Source organism: Paraburkholderia sp. BL23I1N1 (assembly GCF_003610295.1).
Taxonomy (GTDB): Bacteria; Pseudomonadota; Gammaproteobacteria; order Burkholderiales; family Burkholderiaceae; genus Paraburkholderia.
Genome location: NZ_RAPV01000001.1, coordinates 4,284,140 through 4,304,425, shown reverse-complemented (window position 1 = coordinate 4,304,425; position 20,286 = coordinate 4,284,140). Strand labels below are relative to the sequence as shown.

Sequence of the window (20,286 nt, the reverse complement as noted above, 5' to 3'; positions counted from 1 at the left end):
AATCAATTGAAATGAATTGATCGCAGCCATTACAAATCATTATGGATTTGAATCTTCGAGACATCCGCGCATTCATTGCCGTTGCGCAAACGGGCAGCTTCACGCGTGCGGCGACACGGTTGCACCTTTCACAACCAGCCTTGACGGTGCAGATTCGCCGCCTCGAGGAAACCGTGGGCATGCGGCTTTTCGATCGCAACAGCCGCAACGTCGCGCTCACGCCGACCGGCCGCGAGTTGCTGCCGCTGCTGCAGAAATCGCTGCACGATATGGAACATGTGCTGGTTGACGCGCGCGCGCTCGGCGAGGGAACCAGCGGTACGGTGCGGATCGCGTGCCTGCCGACTTTCGCAGCCAGCGTTTTGCCCGAACTCGTGCAGGAAACGAAGAAGGCCGTGCCGCGAGTGAGCTTCCACGTGCGTGACGTGGTCGCCAGCATGGTCAACACGCTGGTACGCAGCGAAGAGGTCGATATCGGGCTGACCGGCGGCGAACTGGACGATACAGGCTTTGAGGTGCTGCACGCGGGCATCGATCGGCTGGTGGCGGTTTTTCCGAAGCGCCATGCGCTGGCACGGCGGCGGCGCATCGCGCTGGCCGACCTCGCCGCGGTGCCGCTTGTGCTGACGGCACAAGGCACGAGCGTGCGGGCCGTGGTCGATAGCGCCTTTGCAAACGCCCGCTGCGCGCCGGAGATCGCCTGCGAGCCGACCTACATGATGAGTGCCGTCGCCATGGTGCGCGCCGGGCTCGGCGTGACCATCCTGCCGGCCTCGGCTCGCGAGGTCAGAGCGGAACCTGAACTGGTGGTCCGCGCCATCGACGATCCCGCGTTCACTCGCCCGATCGCCCTCATCAAGAAGCGCGGCAGGACCCTACCGCCCGTCACGGAAACCTTCGTTGCGGTGTTGATCGACAAGCTCGGCAAGATTTCAACGACCGAGCCGGCGTGAAATTGGAGAACGCGCGGCTTCGCCGTGCAGCAGAAGAATTTCAAATAGAACCCGAATCGCCTCGCTATTCCCCTGATTTAATCGAACAGACGCACGCTAGGATTGACATCGCGCGGACGCGAGGAAACATTCGCGCGCATTTTCCGAAAAACGTCGAAAACCAAACAATGATAATCAGCCAATTTCGAATGCTCGTGGTGGCCGCGGCCTCGTTCGCCACGGTCGTGCCAGCGTATGCCGGGTTAGGCGGCGCACCGACCTACCCCGTGACGGCCAGCAGCACCAGCGCGGGAGCGGCCAGTCAGGGCGGTGCCGCGGTGGCGCGCTACGCCACAAACGGCAATCAGGTTTCGCCGGCCTATTCCGTGAGTCAGACCACGCTGCCGTCGGGAACGGTGGTCAACGAGTACATCGCGGCGGGCAACACCGTGTTCGCGCTGAGCTGGGAAGGTCCGACCATGCCGCCGCTCAAGACGCTGCTCGCCACTTACTTTCCGTCCTACGTGCAGGGCCTCACTGACGCGCATGCAGCGCAAGGCAGCGGCTACGGGGCCGCCGTCGTGCGTCAGTCGGCGCTGGTCGTGGAGACCGGCGGCCATATGGGTTCCTTTGTGGGCCGGGCCTATCTCCCGCAAGCGCTGCCGCAAGGCGTGAGCGCTGACGACATCAAGTAAGTCTGTTGAAACTAATCGAGAGAATAAAAGTGCGCAAAATCGCATGGATCATTGCCGCGGCGCTCGGGCTTAGCCTGGCTGGCTGCGGTGGCGGCGGGGGTGGCAGCAGTAACAGCAACACGACGGTCAACGCACCGGCCGGCGCAAGTTCGCCCGCTACGTCGAGCGGAACCAGTTCTTCGTCCAACACCAGTAATTCGACGCCCAACGTACTCGCGGTGGACGCATCCGCGGTGCCTACCGCTGTCGGGCCCGGCAATACGATTGCGGTGACGGTTACCGGAACGGGCATCCACAATCAGCCCATGGTCAGCGTCAAGATCTGTACGCCTGGAACTAACGCCAGCACCAACTGCTCGACTATCCCGAACGTGATCGTGGATACCGCTTCGTTCGGACTGCGTCTGGTTCGCTCCGCGATTCCGACAACGACCTTCAATGCACTGCAAGCCGAAACCGTGGGCAGCCAGGCACTCGCCGAATGCGCGTTGTTCGGCAGTGGCTATGCGTGGGGCACCGTCTATACCGCGGACGTCGCGCTCTCGGGGGAGACGGCTCAGAACTTACCGATTCACGTGATTGGCGACCCAGCGCTGACGACGGCTGCGCCGACCGAGTGCCAGGCTGGCCGTTTGCTGGCCACCACGGCCGATATCGGCGCAAACGGTATTCTCGGCATTGGCGTGAGCCCGAATGACTGCGGCTCGGCGTGCGTGAATGGCGCGGTGTCGACGTTCTACTACACCACCGCCGGTGTCGGCACCGCGGTGCCCCTCGCCGGACAGATCACCAATCCCGTCACGCAGTTCGCGCAAGACAACAACGGCTTGATTCTGGAGATGGCTCAGGTGTCCGACACCGGCAGCGCGAGCGCTCAAGGTACGCTGGTCTTCGGCATTGACACGCAGACCAACAATGCGCTGTCCGGCACGAGCGCCACGCTAATGAAGACGAACTTGAACGGCGACTTCACGTCGACCTATAACGGGACCACGCAGACAAAAACGTTCTTCGATTCCGGATCGACGGTATTGTTCTTCCCGGACCTGTCGATCCCGATTGACAGTTCGTCGGGATACTACATACCGACGACAACGGTGGGACGGTCATCGACGCTGGTGGGCGCCAGTCCGTCGACCGTGTCACTCGGCTTCAACATTGCAAACGGAGCAACGTTGAACGCCTCGGGGAAGAACGCGTTCAATAACCTCGGTATCTATTTGTCGAAGCAGTTCGACTTCGGCATGCCGTTCTTCTATGGCCGGCACGTGTACTACGGCATTTCGGGCACGGCGTCTACGGGCGGGGGCGCGGGGCCGTATGTAGCGTACGTTTCGAACTGAGGGGTTTTGTCTTGCGCGATGGATATTGGAGGAGCTGTCGATATCCGCCGTGCAGGGCAGGAAGATTTCCAGGCGGCTAATAAATTCCCATCGCCCCTTCAATACTGCGCACCATCGAAACCAGCCGCGGCCCGATATCCCCTTCCAGCTGATTCTCCTCCAGCAGATAAGAAGGCACCCCGCAGTTGAACACCAGAATCTCGCCGTCGGCCGAAGGTTTCATCGGCACAGCAACGGCGTGCACCTCCCGTCGCAAGTCTCCATACGAGACGCAGAACCCGCGCTCATAGAAGTAGTCGATGCTGCTCCTCACGCGCTCGCGAAACGTAGTCCATTCATTCGGCGCCTTCACCGCAATCTCGTTGCAGAGCGCCTCACGCCGCTCGGCCGGCAGCGCGGCGAGCAGTGCGCGGCCCATCGCGGTTCGCACGATCGGATAACTCAGGCCGATATCCGCCGGCAACCCCAAAGGCGTCGTGCTGCGGCTGCTTTCCAGGTACACGACATTGAGGCGGTCGCGCATGCCGAGCGAGACCGAACCGCGAATCTGGTCCGCCAGTTCCTTCATGGAAGGCCGCGCGATCTGCCGCACACTTAGACTCGCCAACAATGGATAGCCCAACGACAGCACGGCCGAGCCGAGCTGAAACTTGTTGTTCATACGATTGACGCGCAGATAGCCGAGGCGCGTGAGCGTGTAGGTGAAACGCGAGATGGTGGCCTTCGTCATGCCGGTGCGCGCCGCCAGTTCCGCATTGCCGAGTTGCGATTCGCGCGGCGTAAAGCAATGCAGGATGCCGAGCCCGCGCGCCAAGGTGGTGGCGAATTGCCGGTCGCCGTCGAATTCGTCGGGCACGTAACGCGCCTTTGAATCCAGATAGTCGCTTGCCAGCGCCGCCTCGGAACGCTTGTTGTTGGCTGCCATGGTCGCCTCCCTTCAGATCGTCAATTTTGCCCTGCCCGTTCAGCATATCCAAACTCTGTTCTGCAGAGTCGAACAAATCACACTGACTAGCTGTAAATCTTCGATAGTGAAGTCATAAATCGACTGACATGACGGAGACAAGCATGACCAGCAATCCCTCGCATTTCGACTCGATGCTCGCCGACGTCGCCCGTTTCGTTCGTGAAGAAGCGATTCCGCGCGAAAACGAAATCGAGAAGGCGGATGCCGTACCGGCGGATCTTGTCGAGCGCATGCGCGAACTCGGCTACTTCGGCTGGAGCATTCCGCGCGATTTTGGCGGCGCCGGACTGTCGACGGAGCAACTCGTACGCGGCGCGTTCGAGCTTTCGCAAGCCTCGGTGGCATTCCGGGCGCGGGTCGGCACCAACACCGGCATCGGCTCCGAAGCGCTCGTCGCCGATGGCACCGACGCGCAGAAGCAACGCTGTCTGCCGCGTCTCGCGTCGGGCGAATTGACTGGCGCTTTCGCGTTGACCGAGGCCGAAGCCGGCTCGGACGCCACCGCCTTGCGCACCACCGCACGACGCGACGGCGATCACTATGTCCTCGACGGCAGCAAGTGCTTCATCACCAACGCGCCGATCGCGGACCTGTTCACGGTGATGGCCCGGACTGATTCCGCCACGCCTGGCGCCGGCGGCATTTCCGCATTTCTCGTTGAACGCGGCATGCCAGGTCTCTCCACCAGCGCGCCTTACGAGAAGATGGGCCAGGCGGGCTCGCCGGTCGGCGACTTGGTGTTCAATGCGTGCCGGGTGCCCGCGGCCAATCTGATCGGCGGCGTCGAAGGTCAAGGCTTCCGTACTGCGATGAAAGTATTGAACAAGCAGCGCATTCACCTGGCCGCGCTGTGCACGGGCCCTGCCATGCGGATGCTTGAAGAAGCCGTGGCGTACACATCGAAACGCGAGCAGTTCGGCAAGCCTGTCGCCGAATTCCAGCTCGTGCAGGCGCTGATCGCCGAATGCCAGACTGAAATCTTCGCCGCGCGCTCGATGATTCTCGAAACCGCTCGCAAACGCGACGCGGGCGAGGACGTGGCGCTGGAGGCGTCGATGTGCAAGATGTTCGCTTCCGAGATGTGCGGACGCGTGGCGGATCGCGCGGTGCAAATGCTCGGTGGACGCGGCTATCTCGCGGGCAATGCGGTCGAGCGGTTCTACCGCGATGTGCGCGCGTTCCGCATTTACGAAGGCACCACCCAGATTCATCAGCTCAACATCGCGAAGATCACGCTGCGGCGCGCCGCTGAACGGGATCAAACGAAACAGAAGGACAGCGTTCAAGCCGACGCTGCGCGTGTCGCATGAGCGCCGCGATGAACACCATCACGAGCGCAGCTACGCACATCGCAAATACGCTCGACATTCAACGGCTCGTCGATCCACGCTCGATTGCGATCATCGGCGCTTCCAGCGATCCGAAGTCGATCAGCGGCCAGCCGATGCGCTTTCTCAGGCAGCACGGATATCAGGGCGCGCTGTGTCCGGTGAATCCGAAATACGCCGAGATTGCCGGTGTGGCATGTCATGCCAGCATCGCCGCTTTGCCCGTTACGCCCGATCTCGCGCTGATCCTCGTCGCGGCGCGCCGGGTTCCCGACATGCTGCGCCAGTGCGGCGAAAAAGGTATCGGCTTCGCGATCATCTACAGCTCCGGATTCGCTGAAGCGGGCGAAGCCGGTGCCGCGTTGCAGCGCGAATGCGCAGAAGTTGCGAAGGCGTTCGGCATCCGCGTGATCGGCCCGAACTGCCAGGGATTCGTCAGCACGGGCGCCGGCGTCTACGCAGGATTCGGCGCGCCGTTCAGCGTCGATTACCGGCGCGGCGGCCTGTCGCTGATTTCGCAAAGCGGCGGGTTCGGCTGCGCGCTGCTGCTGATGGCCGACGAACTCGGCATCGGCCTGCGGCATTTCATCACCACCGGTAATGAGGCCGACGTCAGCCTGCTCGATCTCGTCGATGCCTGTATCGCGGACCCGCAAACGTCGCTGATCGCCGCCTATATCGAAGGCCTGAAAGACGCACGGCGTCTCGTCGATGTCGCCAACCGCGCGCTCGACGCCGGCAAACCGCTGCTCGCGTGGAAAGTCGGCAACACGGTCGACGGCGCCAAAGCCGCCGCGTCGCACACGGCGAATCTGGGCGGCGCATCCGCGCTCTATCGCACGGCTTTCCGCCAGACCGGCGTGATCGAAGTCACCGATGTCGCGGACCTCGGCGACTACGCCAAAGCGTTCGAAGCCAAACGCCTGCCACACGACAAGCGGATCGCGGTCGTCACGCTCTCGGGTGGCGCCGGCATTCTGATCACCGACGCCTGTGCTGAACGTGGCATGTCCGTGCCCGCGTTGTCGGCCGCCACGCTCGAGCGGCTCAAACCGATCGTGCCCGCATTCGCCTCGCTCAACAATCCGATCGATCTCACCGCGGGCATTCTCGCCGAGCCGAAGATTTTTGCCGACGCACTGCAGATCATTGCCGACGATCTGAACATCGACGCCATCGCGATCATGGCAGCCGCCGCGAGCGGAGAAGTCGCACGCGCAATGGCCGAGGCCATCGTGCGCGTCTACGACGCCACAACCAAGCCGATGATGCTCGCCTGGAACGCGCGCCGCGACATGGCGCGCGAAGCCTACGAAATGATCGAAACGCGTGGCGTGCCGCTGTATGCAACGCCCGTGCGTTGCGGACGCGCGTTCGCGGCGCTGTCGGACTATGCGCAGGCGCGGCGGGCGCGTGCTGCGGCATGGGGTGCTGATCCGCTTGCACATGCGCAATACGACGTCGAACATGCTCGCGCGTTGCTGACTGCCGGTCAGGGTGACCTGACCGAACATGCCGCGCAGTCCTTGCTGCGCGATTACGGCATCGAAACACCCAGGAGCGACCTCGCGCACGATCGCGACGAAGCATGCGCCATCGCGCGATCGATCGGCTTTCCGCTCGTGATCAAAGTGCAATCGCCCGACATTCCCCACAAAACGGAAGCCGGCGCCGTGCGGGTCGGCATCCGCGATGAAGCAATGCTTGCCGACGCCTTCGACGAAATCGTCGCGAATGCGCGCCGCCATGTGCCTCATGCGCGAATCGAAGGCGTGCTGATGCAGGAAGAGATCCGCGATGCGCTCGAGATGATCGTCGGCATCGAAAATGATGCGTCGTTCGGACCGGCCGTGATGTGCGGTCTTGGCGGGATCTTTGCCGAAGTACTGAAGGATGTGGCGTTCCGGCTCGCACCGGTGTCGCGCGCCGATGCCCACGCGATGATCCGCGAACTGCGCGCGTTCGCCATGCTCAACGGTGCGCGCGGCAAACCGCCTGGCGATATCGAGGCGTTCGTCGACACAATCGTCGCGCTTTCCGCCATGGCGCTCGACCAGCAGGCGTGCCTGAAGGAACTGGATATCAACCCGCTTTTTGTGCTGCCCGCGGGCAAGGGAGTGCGAGCCGGCGACGCGTTGGCGCGCTGCATGCCACGCGCGACCACGGCAGTTGACGCCGCCGACGACATGCACGAAAGCGAGCATTGCGCTCCGGCTGTCGTGGACGGATAGTACAGCGGTGCCAGGCCGCTTTGAGACCGGACGTCGCTGATTCACCGCGCTACTTACCCGCGCTAAAAGCGCATCGCGCGCAGCGACGCTCTCCGCAGCTGGCATTCTTCGCGAGACCATCATGCACGGCTATTCGCATTCAGGCACTACGATCACCGACGACATCACACCCGTCGAAGTCGAACGCACTTATCGCAAGATCTTTTTCCGGCTGATTCCGTTGCTGTTCCTCTGCTACGTGATCAGCTATATCGACCGCGTCAATATCGCCTTCGCCAAGCTGCAGTTCATGCACGACCTCGGCTTCTCGGAGTCGACTTACGGCCTCGGCGCGGGGCTTTTCTTCATCGGCTACGTATTGTTCGAAGTCCCGAGCAATCTGTGGATGCAGCGCATCTGCGCGCGCCGCACGCTGTTGCGCATCATGTTCGCGTGGGGGCTGGTGTCGAGTCTGATGATGTTCGTACGCACGCCGACGCAGTTCTACGCGATGCGCTTGCTGCTCGGCGTGACCGAAGCCGGTTTCTTTCCCGGCATCATCTATTATCTGAGCTGCTGGTTTCCCGGCGCGCGGCGCGCTCGCGTGACCGCATTTCTGATGATGGCGACGGCGGTAGCGGGCATCATCGGCGGGCCGATGTCCGGGTTCATCATGACGCGCTTGGCCGGCGTCGGCGGCTTGCCGGGCTGGCAGTGGCTGTTCCTTCTGGAAGGCGTGCCGGCCGTGACGCTCGGAATCGTCGCGTTTCTGACACTCGGCGACAAACCAGAAGACGTGAACTGGCTCGACACGCGCGAGAAAGCACTGGTGTCGCGTGAACTCGCCGCCGATGAAAAAACCAAACAAACCGGTCATCTCAACGGACTGCGCGGCGCGCTCGCAAACCCACGCGTGTATTTGGCGGCGCTCGTCTATTTCGCGGTCATGATGCCGTTCAACGCGATCGGATTCTGGGCACCGACGGTCATCCGCGACATGGGCGTTGCCAACGTGCTGGACGTGGGACTGTTGTCGGCACTCGTTTTCATCGCGGCCGCGCTCGGCACCTACGTGGTGGGCGCCAGTTCCGACCGGACCATGGAGCGGCGCTGGCACATCACGGCGAGCGCTTGCGTGACCGCTCTGGCGTTCGCGCTGCTGCCTGCCGCCGGTCATAACGTCGCGCTCGGCGTTGGGTTACTGGCGCTGGCGGCAGCTGCGTCGTACGGCTCGTTTGTGGTGTTCTGGACGATTCCGCAGACCTTCCTGCCGCGCTCCTCGGCGGCGGGCGGCATCGCGATGATCACGAGTCTTGGCGGTACCGGCGGCTTCGTGAGTCCGGCGTTCGTCGGCTGGGTCAAGACTCAGACCGGCAGCGCGCAATATGGGTTGATTGGATTGGCCGTGGTGCTGCTCGCCGGGGTCGTGTTGATGCTGGTGGTGTTTCCGGCTCCGGGGAAAAGCGTGTCGAATACCGCGGTGGCTGGTCATTCGAATGCGAATGCGCCGGCGCAACACGGATTCGGGCAAACGCCTCACTGAGATGTGTTGACGCGGCCCAACCGTCGTCCAGGCGCGAAAATTCGTAGCTTTGTAGATTTTCTGATCGCGACGTAGGCAACCTGGTGGATTCTTACGCTGTCGAATTCATCAGGACGGAGCCGCTCATGATATTCCACGACGACGACCTCACCCACTTCGAAGCCCACGGCGCCACCCCGCTGCCGGTCCCGAACGACCAGGGCTACGTCGAGCACGAAGGGGCACGCATCTGGTATGCGTCCTATGGAACCGGCGCGCCGGTGATTCTGCTGCACGGCGGCCTGGGGCACAGCGGCAACTGGGGCAATCAGGTCCCGGCGCTGGTCGGCGCGGGGCATCGCGTGGTGCTGATCGACAGCCGTGGCCATGGTCGCAGCACTCGCGACGCGCGCCCCTATATGTATGAGTTGATGGCCTCCGACGTGCTGGCCGTGATGGACACGCTGCAACTCGATCAGGCAGCGATGGTGGGCTGGAGCGACGGCGCGTGCGTCGCCCTGGTGCTAGGTCGCCAAGCCCCGGAGCGGGTTGCGGGCGTGTTTTTCTTCGGCTGCAACATGGACCCGAGCGGCACGAAGGAATTCGTGCCGACACCGGTGATCAGTCGGTGCTTCGCCAGGCATGCCAAAGACTATGCGCAACTCTCGGCCACGCCGGACAACTTCGATGCGTTTGTCGGCGCGGTCAGCGAAATGATGAGGACCCAGCCCAACTACTCCGCGCACGATCTGGCCGGGGTCCGTGTGCCGGTTGCGGTCGTGCAAAGCGAGCACGACGAGTTCATCAAACCGGAACACGCCGACTATCTCGCCCGCAGCATTCCCGGCGCGGCGCTGGTTCTTCTGCCGGGCGTGAGCCATTTCGCCCCGCTGCAACGGCCGGAAGAGTTCAACCACGCGATGCTGGCTTTTCTGAAACGGATTCTTCCCTGAGCCAAGCGATCATGCGCGCCGTTTCTCGGCGCCTACGAATGCGTGACGCCCCACTATTTGGCCAGGACGCCAAAATTTCACGATGTGGCATGAGCCCTTGCTTCGTAAAAAATCGTGGTGCGGGGCACAAATTCGCCATTTCGCAATGTCGCCCCACGTTGCACATCGTAAAACGACGACTTCAAGTCTTTATTTTTAAACGATATTTTTTGATCGAACGAACCGTCTAACAACCTCTTGCGGCGCAACTCGCTGACGTAGACTCTTTTACAAGAGCCGACGCTTCATAGGACGCAGCGAAAAGGGTGCAGCAAAAAACGGGATGCAAACGCAATTGCAGTGAGTCCCCCGCCCTACCTGAAGCCGCCCCGGCATCGCAGTTTTTAATTGGCAATTGGGAGACTAAAAATGAAAGGCTTTCGCTTTGGATCGACCCAGGGAGCGTTCTACATTTTGCCGGGCCAGGATGGTTGGGAGGCAACCTACGGCAACGAAACGCTCGGTGAATTTTCCTGCCCGGAACAGGCAGCCGATGAAGTCGCACGCGGCCTGAGCTGCCCGCAGCTGACCGAACTCGACACGTCGACGCTCGAGATTCCTGAAAAACTCAGCGAGTGGGAAATCGTTCACGTGTGAGGGCCGGTATGACCGCCCACGTACGCGCAGAAACGACGATGGCGCTCCTAAGGAGCGCCATCGTCTTGCTTGCGGCTTATTTCCGTGCCTGGTTTGGTACCTGGAGCGACAGCCTCAGCACCTCATTTAGACCATTAAGCAACCGAGTCCACGATCTTGTTCAGCGTCACGCTCGGGCGCATAGCCTTGCTCGTCAGATCGACATTCGGACGGTAGTAACCGCCGATATCCACCGGCTTGCCTTGCGCTGCAGCCAACTCTTCGATGATCTTCGCTTCGTTGTCGGCCATCGCCTTCGCCACGCCGGCGAACTGCGCCTGCAATGCGGCGTCTTCGGTTTGCGCAGCGAGTGCCTCGGCCCAGTACATGGCCAGGTAGAAGTGGCTGCCGCGGTTGTCGATACCGCCCACCTTGCGCGCCGGCGACTTGTCGTTGTCGAGGAACTTGCCGGTTGCCTGATCCAGCGTCTTCGCCAGAATCTGCGCCTTCGGGTTGTGATACGCGCCGCTCAGGTGTTCGAGCGAAGCCGCCAACGCCAGGAATTCACCGAGCGAGTCCCAACGCAGGAAGCCTTCTTCGACCAGTTGCTGAACGTGCTTCGGCGCCGAACCGCCCGCGCCGGTTTCGAACATGCCGCCACCCGCCATCAGCGGAACGATCGACAGCATCTTCGCGCTGGTGCCCAGTTCCATGATCGGGAACAGGTCGGTCAGGTAGTCGCGCAGCACGTTGCCGGTCACCGAAATCGTGTCCTTGCCGGCGCGGATGCGCTCGATCGAGAACTTCGTGGCGTCCACCGGCGTCATGACACGGATATCGAGGCCGCTCGTGTCGTGGTCCTTCAGGTATTGCTCGACCTTTTTGATGATCTGGGCGTCGTGCGCGCGTGCCGCGTCCAGCCAGAAAATAGCCGGCGTGCCGGTGGCGCGTGCGCGATTCACCGCGAGCTTGACCCAGTCCTGAACCGGCGCGTCCTTGGTCTGGCACATGCGCCAGATGTCACCAGCTTCAACGGCTTGCTCGATCAGTACCGTACCGGCTGCGTCGGTCACGCGAACCACACCGTTCGCCGGGATCTGGAACGTCTTGTCGTGTGAGCCGTATTCTTCAGCAGCTTGCGCCATCAGGCCGACGTTGGGCACCGTGCCCATCGTGACCGGGTCGAATGCACCGTTCTTCTTGCAGTCTTCGATCACAGCCTGGTAGACGCCGGCGTAGCAACGGTCCGGAATCACAGCCTTGGCGTCGTGCAGCGCGCCGTCCGCGCCCCACATCTTGCCCGACTCGCGAATCATGGCCGGCATGGAGGCGTCGACGATCACGTCGCTCGGCACGTGCAGGCTGGTGATGCCCTTGTCCGAGTTGACCATGGCCAGTTGCGGGCGTTGTGCGTATTGCGCCTTGATGTCGGCTTCGATCGCTTCGCGCGTTTCAGCCGGCATGTCCTTCAGGCGCGCGTACAGGTCGCCGATACCGTTGTTCGGGTTGAAGCCGGCTTGCGCCAGCGCGTCGGCGTGCTTGGTGAGCACGTCTTTGTAGAACACCGATACCACGTGACCGAAGATGATCGGATCCGACACCTTCATCATGGTGGCTTTCAGGTGCACCGAGAACAGCACGCCCTTGCTCTTCGCGTCGGCGATTTCTGCTTCGATGAAGCTGCGCAGCGCGTTCTTGCTCAGCACCGAAGCGTCGATGATCTCGCCCGCCTGCACGGCCGTCTTTTCCTTCAGTACCTTCGTCGAACCGTCCGCTGCCGTCAGTTCGATCTTCACGGCGCCGGCTGCTGCGATCAGCGCCGATTTTTCGCTGCCGTAGAAATCGCCGCCGCTCATGTGCGCCACGTGCGACTTCGAGTCCGCGCTCCACGCGCCCATCTTGTGCGGGTGCTTGCGTGCGTAGTTCTTGACCGACAGCGGCGCGCGGCGATCCGAATTGCCTTCGCGCAGCACCGGGTTCACGGCGCTGCCCTTGATCTTGTCGTAACGCGCCTTGACGTCTTTTTCAGCGTCGGTATTGGCGACGTCCGGGTAAGGCGGCAGCTTGAAGCCCTGATCGCGCAGTTCGGTAATCGCGGCCTTCAGTTGCGGTACCGACGCGCTGATGTTCGGCAGCTTGACGATGTTCGCTTCCGGACGCGTGGTGAGTCCACCCAGCTCCGCCAGATCGTCGGAACCCTTCTGTTCCGCGGTCAGGTAGTCCGGAAATGCAGCGATGATCCGGCCGGCAAGCGAGATATCGCGCGTTTCAACGATTACGTCGGACGAGCGCGTGAACGCCTTGACGATCGGCAGCAGCGAATAAGTCGCCAGAGCAGGCGCTTCGTCGGTCAGGGTGTAGATGATCTTCGGCGATGTGGACATGTTTGATGCTTTGCTTGGTGAAGTGATAGACAGAGCGTTGGTGGCGCTGAGCCGCGAGGTGGCGGCAAAGCAGCAGGAACGCAGCGCGACCCACGGCACTACTTTTTACGGCCCGACCGTGAGTATATGCGCGTTTTCCAGTACTCGCTGCTAAACAAACATATCGCCGCAACGGCGCGAATGGGGCCGAGCCCCACCAGATAAGGCTTTCAGCCGATTACCCTATGCCTTAAGACAGATGTCTTATAGATGACTCGCAATGCGAAATAGATTGTAAATGCGAATCATATGCATTACTATTCATGCGAAATCCATGTTTGTAGCATCTGTTTAACCACCACGCGCTCACCCGCTGCCGTTTCGCACATTTCTGGTGTGCGTCGGCGCCACCCTGCCCAACTCGAACAACATGCAGAAACTCTTTGTCGCCGGCCGCCCAGCGCGGCCAACGTTCATGCACGGCCGCCGCCGTACGCCGTCTTTACTCAGTGCAGGGCTGTTCGTCAGCGTCGGCCTTTCGTTATCTACGCTGTCGTCATCGGGGTGGGCGCAGGCCGCGGCGAGCGACGCCACCGCCACGCTGCCGGCCGTGAGCGTTTCGGCAACGAAAGACGCCGCCGTGGATCAGGCCGACACCGTCAGCGCCGGCGCGCTAGGTTCGCGCAAGCAGGTGGACACGCCGTTCTCGACGCACGTGGTGACGAGCGACGAGGCGCAGGACCTGATGGCGACAACCGCCAACGATCTGTTCAGGTACGACCCGGCGGTATCGGTCAGCAGCGAGAACGCGATCAGCGAAAACTCGATGTTCACCGTGCGCGGCATGCCGATCGACACGCTGAACAGCATCAAGGTGGACGGTCAGACGTTCCCCTCGTGGGACACCGATCTCTCGCTCGAACCGTTCGAGCAGGTCGAACTGCTCAAGGGCCTGTCCGGCTTCATGTACGGCTTTGGCTCGCCGGGCGGCATCGTCAACTACGTGCTGAAACGGCCAACCGATACCCCGTACCGCAGCATTTCGATCGGCTACAAATCGGCCGGTGTGTTCAGCGAGGCGGTCGACCTGGGTGGCCGCTTCGGCAACGACAACCGCTTCGGCTACCGCCTGAACCTCGTCAACGAAGACGGCAACACGGCTGAAGATCACGGGCATGTGCGCCGCCAGGTGGCTTCGCTGGCGTTCGATTTCCGCATTACGCCGGACCTGATCTTTAGCGCCGACGCCTTCTATCAGAAGCGCAAAACCAACGGCACGCTATTCGGCCTGATGTTCGGCAGCGGCCTCGGCATTCCCGACGCGAGCACCGTCACCCATGCGCTGACGCAGCCGCAGAACTACTATCAGACCGAGATGGCCTCATTCGGCACGGGCCTCGATTACCGCCTTTCCGAGAACTGGCATGCGAGCGTGAAGTACCGCTTTGCGAAGGAGAATCGCACCAATTCGGACAGCTTCCTGTTCGTGACCGACAACGCGGGCAACTACTCGAACACGCTCTATGCGGCCATGACGCGCTACTTCTATCAGAACGTCGACGCGATGGTGCAGGGCAAATTCAACACCGGCAGCATCAAGCACGACGTAGTGGTCGGCGCGGGCTTCGAGACGCAAACCAGCGAGTACAGCAACAGCGTGGGCTGGAATAGCGGGTACTTCCTCGGCAACGGCAATCTGTACGGCAGCACCTTGCTGACCAACGACGAAGTCAGCATCGGCTCCGACCTGTACCGCCAGCAGCGCACCACACAGGCTGCCGTGTACGCGAGCGACACGGTGCAGTTCACGTCACGCCTGTCCGCGCTGGTTGGCGTGCGGTACACGCAATACCGCCAGCACGTGTACGCCCCGAGCGGCGCCGTATCGTCGCAATACAGCGCGGATCCGGTCACGCCGACCTTTGCGCTGATGTTCAAGACCGATCCGTCCTCCACGGTCTATGCGAGCTATGTCGAATCGTTGGAACAGGGCGGCTCGGCCTCGAACACCAACCTCAATTACCCTGCTACGTTCGGTCCGCTTAAAAGCAAGCAGTACGAAGTTGGCTTCAAGACGGATCACAGCAAGTGGGGTGCCAATCTTGCGCTGTTCCGCGTCGATCAGGGCTACAACTATACGAACTCGGCCAATATCTTCGTGCGGGACGGCACGAAGCGCTATACCGGCGTCGATGCCAGCGGCTGGCTTGCGCTGACGAGCGAATGGCGCGTGATGGGCGGCGTGATGTGGCTCGACGCGAAGGCGGTCGACGTGGACGACGTGAGCGTTGAAGGCAAGCGCGTATATGGCGCACCGCGATTCACCGTGACAGGACGTGTTGAATACAACCCTTCGTATCTGCGTCCGTTGACGCTCGCGTTCGGCGGAAAATACGTCGGCAATCAGGCCGTCAATGCGGATAACTCGCAGTTCGTCCCGGCTTATGTCACTTACGATCTGAGCGGCCGCTACGAGACGAAAATCGACGGGAAAGACGTGACGTTCCGGGCGGGGATCAACAATCTGTTCAACCGCCGTTACTGGACCACGGCATGGGGCTATTACGTAGCGCCTTCGCCGACACGGACTGCCGTGGCTAGCGCCACGTTGCAATTCTAGGCACGACGCGTAAGTGGAGGGGCGTCCACCGCGGGCGCCCTGACCATAGTGGGAATCTCCGCCACCAGCGCATCGATCGCGCAGCGCGTTTTCAAGGCCAGATACCGGCTTTTCGGCCACACAACGTGGATCTCCTGCAAAGGCCGGAAGCAATTTTCCATCACCGCCACCAACTGGCCCGTTTGCACGTAACGCGCCAGCAACCAGCACGGCAGCCACGCCAGCCCAAATCCGGCGATCGCCGCATCGACAATCCCCTGCACGTCGTCGAAGCCGAGCTGCGGCTCGACCTCCGCGCGGCGGATTTGCCCATCGATATCGAGCACGTCCCACGGCTGCGCCACGCCCGCCCGCGTGTAGGTGATGACCGTGTGTCCGCGCAATTCATCCACGTTGCTGGGTTTGCCGCGTTGCGCGAGATAGGAAGGCGCGGCGCCGATACTCGCGTACTGCACACCCAGCCGCCGCGCCACGAGACTCCCGCTATCGGCTAGCGGCCCGATCCGCACGACCAGATCGAAGCCCTCTTCCACGACATCCACGAAGCGGTCGGTAATCGAAATATCGATCTTCAGTTGAGGATGTTTGCGCGCGAGTCCGAGCAACACCGGCGCCACACAATGATGGCCGAAGGCTTGCGGCACGCTCACCCGCAAACGCCCTTTGGGTTCGCGCCGGCCCGAGTCCAGATCGGCTTCGGCGGCCTCGAGTTCGGCGAGCGCGCGCACGCAGCGGTCGTAATAGGCTTGCCCGTCCTCCGTGAGACTCTGGCTGCGCGTGGTGCGGTTAAGCAGGCGCACGCCGAGGCGCTTTTCAAGCCGCACGATCACCTTGCCGACGGCTGAGCGCGTCAGGTTCATGCGCTCCGCCGCCAACGCAAAACTGCCCGTTTCGACCACGCGCACGAACGTCGTCACGCCATCAAGAATGTCGCTCATAAGCTTGCCTCATTGGTTCCCACAGAGACGCATTACCGGGATCAAATAGCGTCAATCGGGACTGTAATTCCCTTCTATATTACCCACTCTCTGGTGGCTCAGGCCACCGACTATCGAGGTGAATTCTTATGTCCAGATATCGGAACGCGTCGCCACAGCACGACGAACCGTCGAGCGCGAGCATTGCCACGACCCAGACCGGCCATCGTTCGACCGAGCGACAGTCGCGCGCCGGCCGAGCCGCGTCTCGCGAACCCGCGCCAACGACGACTCGCTTCTCCCTCAGCAAAAACACCATGGCGCTGGGCGCCGTGTGCCTCGCTTCACTGATGTTCGGCCTCGAAATTTCGAGCGTGCCGGTGATCCTGCCTACTCTTGAGCGCGTTTTGCATGGCGACTTCAAGGGTATGCAATGGATCATGAATGCCTACACGCTTGCGGTGACGACGGTCTTGATGGCGACCGGCACGCTGGCGGATCGATTTGGCCGCCGCCGGATTTTCGTGATCGGCATCGCGCTGTTCGGCCTGACCTCATTGATTTGCGGCCTTGCGCAGAGTGTGCCGACGCTGATCGTCGGGCGCTTGTTGCAGGGCGCGAGCGGCGGCGCGATGTTGATCTGCCAGGTCGCCGTGCTGTCGCACCAGTTCAACGAGGGACCGGAACGTGCACGGGCGTTCAGCGCCTGGGGCATCATTCTCGGCATTGGCTTAGGTTTCGGACCGATCATCGGCGGGATGATCGTGGCGGTGTCCGGATGGCAATGGGTCTTCTGGGTGCACGCGCTACTCGCCATCGTCACCTTGGGGCTGGTTTTCGGTGGTGTGCAGGAATCGCGCGATCCGCACGCGCACTCGCTCGACGTGGCCGGCATTGTCACGCTTTCGCTGGCAGTTTTCGGTCTCGTGTATTTCATCACGCAGAGCTCGGACCTTGGCTTCACGAGCCCTCGCGCGATTTTCATTATCCTGGCGACAGTGGCCGCCTTCGTGGCGTTTATCTGCGCGGAGCAATTCAGCGCACGTCCGATGTTCGATTTCTCGGTATTCAGGATTCCGCAGTTTTCGGGTGCACTGATGGGTTCCGCGGGCATGAATTTCAGTTTCTGGCCCTTCATGATTTACATACCGATCTACTTCCAGATCGGCCTTGGCTACGACAGCGTGACTGCCGGGTTGGCGTTACTTGCGTACACGCTGCCGACGCTGCTGTTTCCTCCGCTTGGCGAGCGACTCGTGTTGCGCTACGGCTCGGGAATCGCGATTCCTGGTGGCCTCTTCATCATCGGCTTAGGTTTCATGTTGATGAAATACGGCAGCAGTGTCGCGCATCCGGACGCCCTGACGATGTTGCCCGGTTGCATACTCGCCGGCGCCGGACTCGGCTTGACCAACACGCCGGTGACTAACACGACAACGGGTGCGGTTCCGGTGGAGCGAGCCGGCATGGCATCCGGCATCGACATGAGTGCGCGGATGATTACGCTTGCGATCAACATCGCGTTGATGGGCGCGATATTAATCGCCGGCATTCTGTTCCACCTGAAGGCCAGACTGCCGTCGACGATTGACACTGATTTGCTCGCGCACCTCGCCGAAAAAATCGCTGCGGGCGATGCCGAAGCCGTCAGACAGGGAATCCCCGCACTGGCGCAGATCGACCCTTCTGGAACGGCCGTTCACGCCGCGCTCATCGAAGGGTTTGGATGGGTAATGCTATACGGCGGCGTTGGGGTATGGGTGCTGGCAGCGCTAAGTTTTGTGATTTCGGGAAGCGCGTCGCGTCGATGGAGAAATGAAGAAAACGGCCCAGCACAGCAAGTCGCTCGATGCGACTCGTGCTAAACGGTTCGCGACACACGGGCCGCCGCAGGTCGGCATGCGACAGCAGGAAGTATGTTCGCCTATTTGCAGCGCTTCCGTTTCTCCGCGATCGGTGTCGAGAACTACGCGTCGGCGCGCGCAGCGCCGCCGGAAGAATGACGGCCTTGTCACCGGGGCTGAATGTGCGAGAAGACAGATTCCAGATGCACCACTACCGCGACTGTGCGGGGGACCCGCTTAAAAATTAGCGGTGTGAGCCGCTTTCTTTTGCCTACTTTTCTTTGCGGCAGGCCAAAGAAAAGTAGGTGCTGCCCCGCACAGGGGCGACACTAATAGGCCACCAAGAATTCAAGGAAAGGCCAAGAAAAAACCCAGAGAACCAATCCGCGTAGGCGACTAGAGCAAACCGATCCAAATCTGGTACAACTAATATCCGCACAAAACGGCCCCCTCACCGACAGCAAACAGCAAACAGCAAACAGCAAACAGCAGAACCCAAACCATTGAATCCCCCATCTCGTCCAAGTAACCGATCCCCAACGCTTGCCTGCAGGTGAAAAGAATGAACGCATTCCGGTTTCAAACCGTGCCGACCATGGTCGTCGAATTCGGCGCGGCACGCCGCCTCGGCGCGGTATTGCGCACGCAATTCCCATCCCTCACACGCCTCTGCGTGATAACAGATGGCTTCCTCCACAAGAGCGGCCTGCTAAATCCGGCACTCGCCGACCTCGCGGCACACGGCTGGAACGCCACCGTAATCGACGACGTCATCGCGGACCCGCCCGAACACATCGTGCTCGAAGCGACCTCGCGCGCACGCGAAGCCGGCGCGGAAATCGTGCTTGGCCTCGGCGGCGGCTCCTCGATGGACGTAGCAAAGTTGATCGCCGTGCTGGCTCCGCAACAGGAGCAGACCCTCACCGAGATGTACGGCGTGAACAAGATCACGGTGTCACGCCTGCCGCTCGTGCAGATGCCGACAACCGCAGGGACCGGCTCCGAAGTCACGGCCGTGTCGATCGTGACGGTGGGCGAGGCGAAAAAGATGGGCGTGGTCGCGCCGCAACTGGTCGCCGACCTGGCCATCCTCGACGCGGAATTGACACTTGGGCTGCCTGTGGCCGCGACGGCGGCAACCGGTGTCGACGCGATGGTTCACGCGATCGAGGCATACACGTCCGCCCATTTGAAGAACCCGGTGTCCGACATGCTGGCGCTCAAGGCGCTCGAACTGCTGTCACGCAATCTGCTGCCCGCCTGCGAGAACGGCCAGAATCGCGAGGCGCGCGAAGCGATGCTGCTCGGCGCGGCGTTCGCCGGTCAGGCATTCGCCAATTCGCCGGTGGCCGCCGTGCATGCGCTCGCGTATCCGATCGGCGGTATTTATCACGTCCCGCACGGTCTTTCGAATGCGCTCGTGCTGCCGCACGTGTTGCGGTTCAACGCCGAGGCTGCGGCCCATCTGTACGCGGAACTCGCGGACGTGATCGTGCCGGGTTTGACGGGCAGCGCCGCGAGCAAAACGCTGGCGCTAATCGAACGGCTCGAACAGATGATTGCCGCGACCGCGATTCCGGCCCGGTTGCGCGACGTTGGCATCGAACGTAGCGGGCTCGAACGGATGGCGAGCGACGCGATGTTGCAAACGCGGCTTCTGGTGAATAACCCCCGGCCTGTTACCGAGGCCGATGCGTTGGCGATTTATACCGCTGCGTTTTAATCGGCGTGGGGCGTAAGTGTGGGCGAGGAAGTCGCTACGATGGTTGGCGGCAGCTCCGCGCCGTTACGCCTCCCAGGCACGTTACGTAGCATGCGCATGGAACACGGCGTAGCCGTTTTAGCAAAAATCGCGTTTTATGCGCAATAAATTCTTTACATCACCCTGTTTTCAATCGCAAATGCGCTCAATCATTGATATGAAGCCATAACTTCCATTTGGCGCGCAACTTGCAGTGTTGGTCCCCGCCAACAGTC

Annotated in this window: 14 protein-coding genes; 11 read left to right on the top strand and 3 right to left on the bottom strand. The window is 61.6% G+C overall.

Features of this window, described 5'->3' with window-relative positions; translation table 11 throughout:
• Positions 1-41: 41 nt before the first annotated feature.
• The 3 genes from B0G76_RS20090 (at position 42) to B0G76_RS20080 (ending at position 2,970) form a co-directional block, all read left to right on the top strand.
• Positions 42-953 carry a LysR family transcriptional regulator gene (locus B0G76_RS20090; protein ID WP_120294120.1) on the top strand — a complete coding sequence of 304 codons (912 nt, stop codon included), beginning with the start codon at positions 42-44 and terminating at the stop codon, positions 951-953.
• Positions 954-1,120: 167 nt separating this feature from the next.
• Positions 1,121-1,627 (top strand): DUF2844 domain-containing protein, encoded by a 507-nt coding sequence (locus tag B0G76_RS20085; protein ID WP_259460650.1) that lies wholly within the window; start codon positions 1,121-1,123, stop codon positions 1,625-1,627.
• Positions 1,628-1,656: 29 nt separating this feature from the next.
• Positions 1,657-2,970, top strand: coding sequence for a DUF3443 domain-containing protein (locus B0G76_RS20080; protein ID WP_120294118.1), 1,314 nt, complete (start codon positions 1,657-1,659; stop codon positions 2,968-2,970).
• A 76-nt stretch (positions 2,971-3,046) separates the two neighbouring features.
• Here the strand turns inward: B0G76_RS20080 and B0G76_RS20075 are convergent, their stop codons facing one another.
• Positions 3,047-3,895, bottom strand: a complete 849-nt coding sequence (locus B0G76_RS20075; protein WP_220700768.1) for an IclR family transcriptional regulator — start codon at positions 3,893-3,895, stop codon at positions 3,047-3,049.
• 143 nt (positions 3,896-4,038) lie between these two features.
• On the opposite strand from B0G76_RS20075, the gene B0G76_RS20070 reads away from it, so the two are divergent.
• From B0G76_RS20070 to B0G76_RS20050, 5 genes are all read left to right on the top strand, one after another.
• Positions 4,039-5,247, top strand: coding sequence for an acyl-CoA dehydrogenase family protein (locus tag B0G76_RS20070; protein ID WP_120296578.1), 1,209 nt, complete (start codon positions 4,039-4,041; stop codon positions 5,245-5,247).
• 8 nt (positions 5,248-5,255) lie between these two features.
• A complete protein-coding gene (locus B0G76_RS20065) occupies positions 5,256-7,496 on the top strand; it encodes an acetate--CoA ligase family protein (protein WP_120296576.1) in 2,241 nt (746 codons plus the stop codon).
• Between the two features lie 121 nt (positions 7,497-7,617).
• A complete protein-coding gene (locus B0G76_RS20060; RefSeq protein WP_259460649.1) occupies positions 7,618-9,018 on the top strand; it encodes an MFS transporter in 1,401 nt (466 codons plus the stop codon).
• Positions 9,019-9,143: 125 nt separating this feature from the next.
• Complete coding sequence (locus B0G76_RS20055; protein WP_120296574.1) at positions 9,144-9,950, top strand: alpha/beta fold hydrolase; 807 nt, start codon at positions 9,144-9,146, stop codon at positions 9,948-9,950.
• Positions 9,951-10,358: 408 nt separating this feature from the next.
• A complete protein-coding gene (locus B0G76_RS20050) occupies positions 10,359-10,586 on the top strand; it encodes a hypothetical protein (protein ID WP_120294117.1) in 228 nt (75 codons plus the stop codon).
• A gap of 134 nt (positions 10,587-10,720) precedes the next feature.
• On the opposite strand, the gene B0G76_RS20045 is transcribed toward B0G76_RS20050, so the two are convergent.
• Positions 10,721-12,949 carry an NADP-dependent isocitrate dehydrogenase gene (locus tag B0G76_RS20045; RefSeq protein WP_120294116.1) on the bottom strand — a complete coding sequence of 743 codons (2,229 nt, stop codon included), beginning with the start codon at positions 12,947-12,949 and terminating at the stop codon, positions 10,721-10,723.
• Between the two features lie 409 nt (positions 12,950-13,358).
• On the opposite strand from B0G76_RS20045, the gene B0G76_RS20040 reads away from it, so the two are divergent.
• On the top strand, positions 13,359-15,548 hold the full coding sequence (locus B0G76_RS20040; RefSeq protein ID WP_183082100.1) for a TonB-dependent siderophore receptor: 2,190 nt from the start codon (positions 13,359-13,361) through the stop codon (positions 15,546-15,548).
• On the opposite strand, the gene B0G76_RS20035 is transcribed toward B0G76_RS20040, so the two are convergent.
• A complete protein-coding gene (locus tag B0G76_RS20035) occupies positions 15,545-16,486 on the bottom strand; it encodes a LysR family transcriptional regulator (protein ID WP_120294115.1) in 942 nt (313 codons plus the stop codon). The two genes, B0G76_RS20040 and B0G76_RS20035, sit on opposite strands and share 4 nt — an antisense overlap.
• 296 nt (positions 16,487-16,782) lie before the next feature.
• On the opposite strand from B0G76_RS20035, the gene B0G76_RS20030 reads away from it, so the two are divergent.
• Complete coding sequence (locus tag B0G76_RS20030) at positions 16,783-18,330, top strand: MFS transporter (protein WP_120296570.1); 1,548 nt, start codon at positions 16,783-16,785, stop codon at positions 18,328-18,330.
• Between the two features lie 541 nt (positions 18,331-18,871).
• Complete coding sequence (locus B0G76_RS20020; RefSeq protein ID WP_120294114.1) at positions 18,872-20,032, top strand: iron-containing alcohol dehydrogenase; 1,161 nt, start codon at positions 18,872-18,874, stop codon at positions 20,030-20,032.
• Positions 20,033-20,286: the final 254 nt, after the last annotated feature.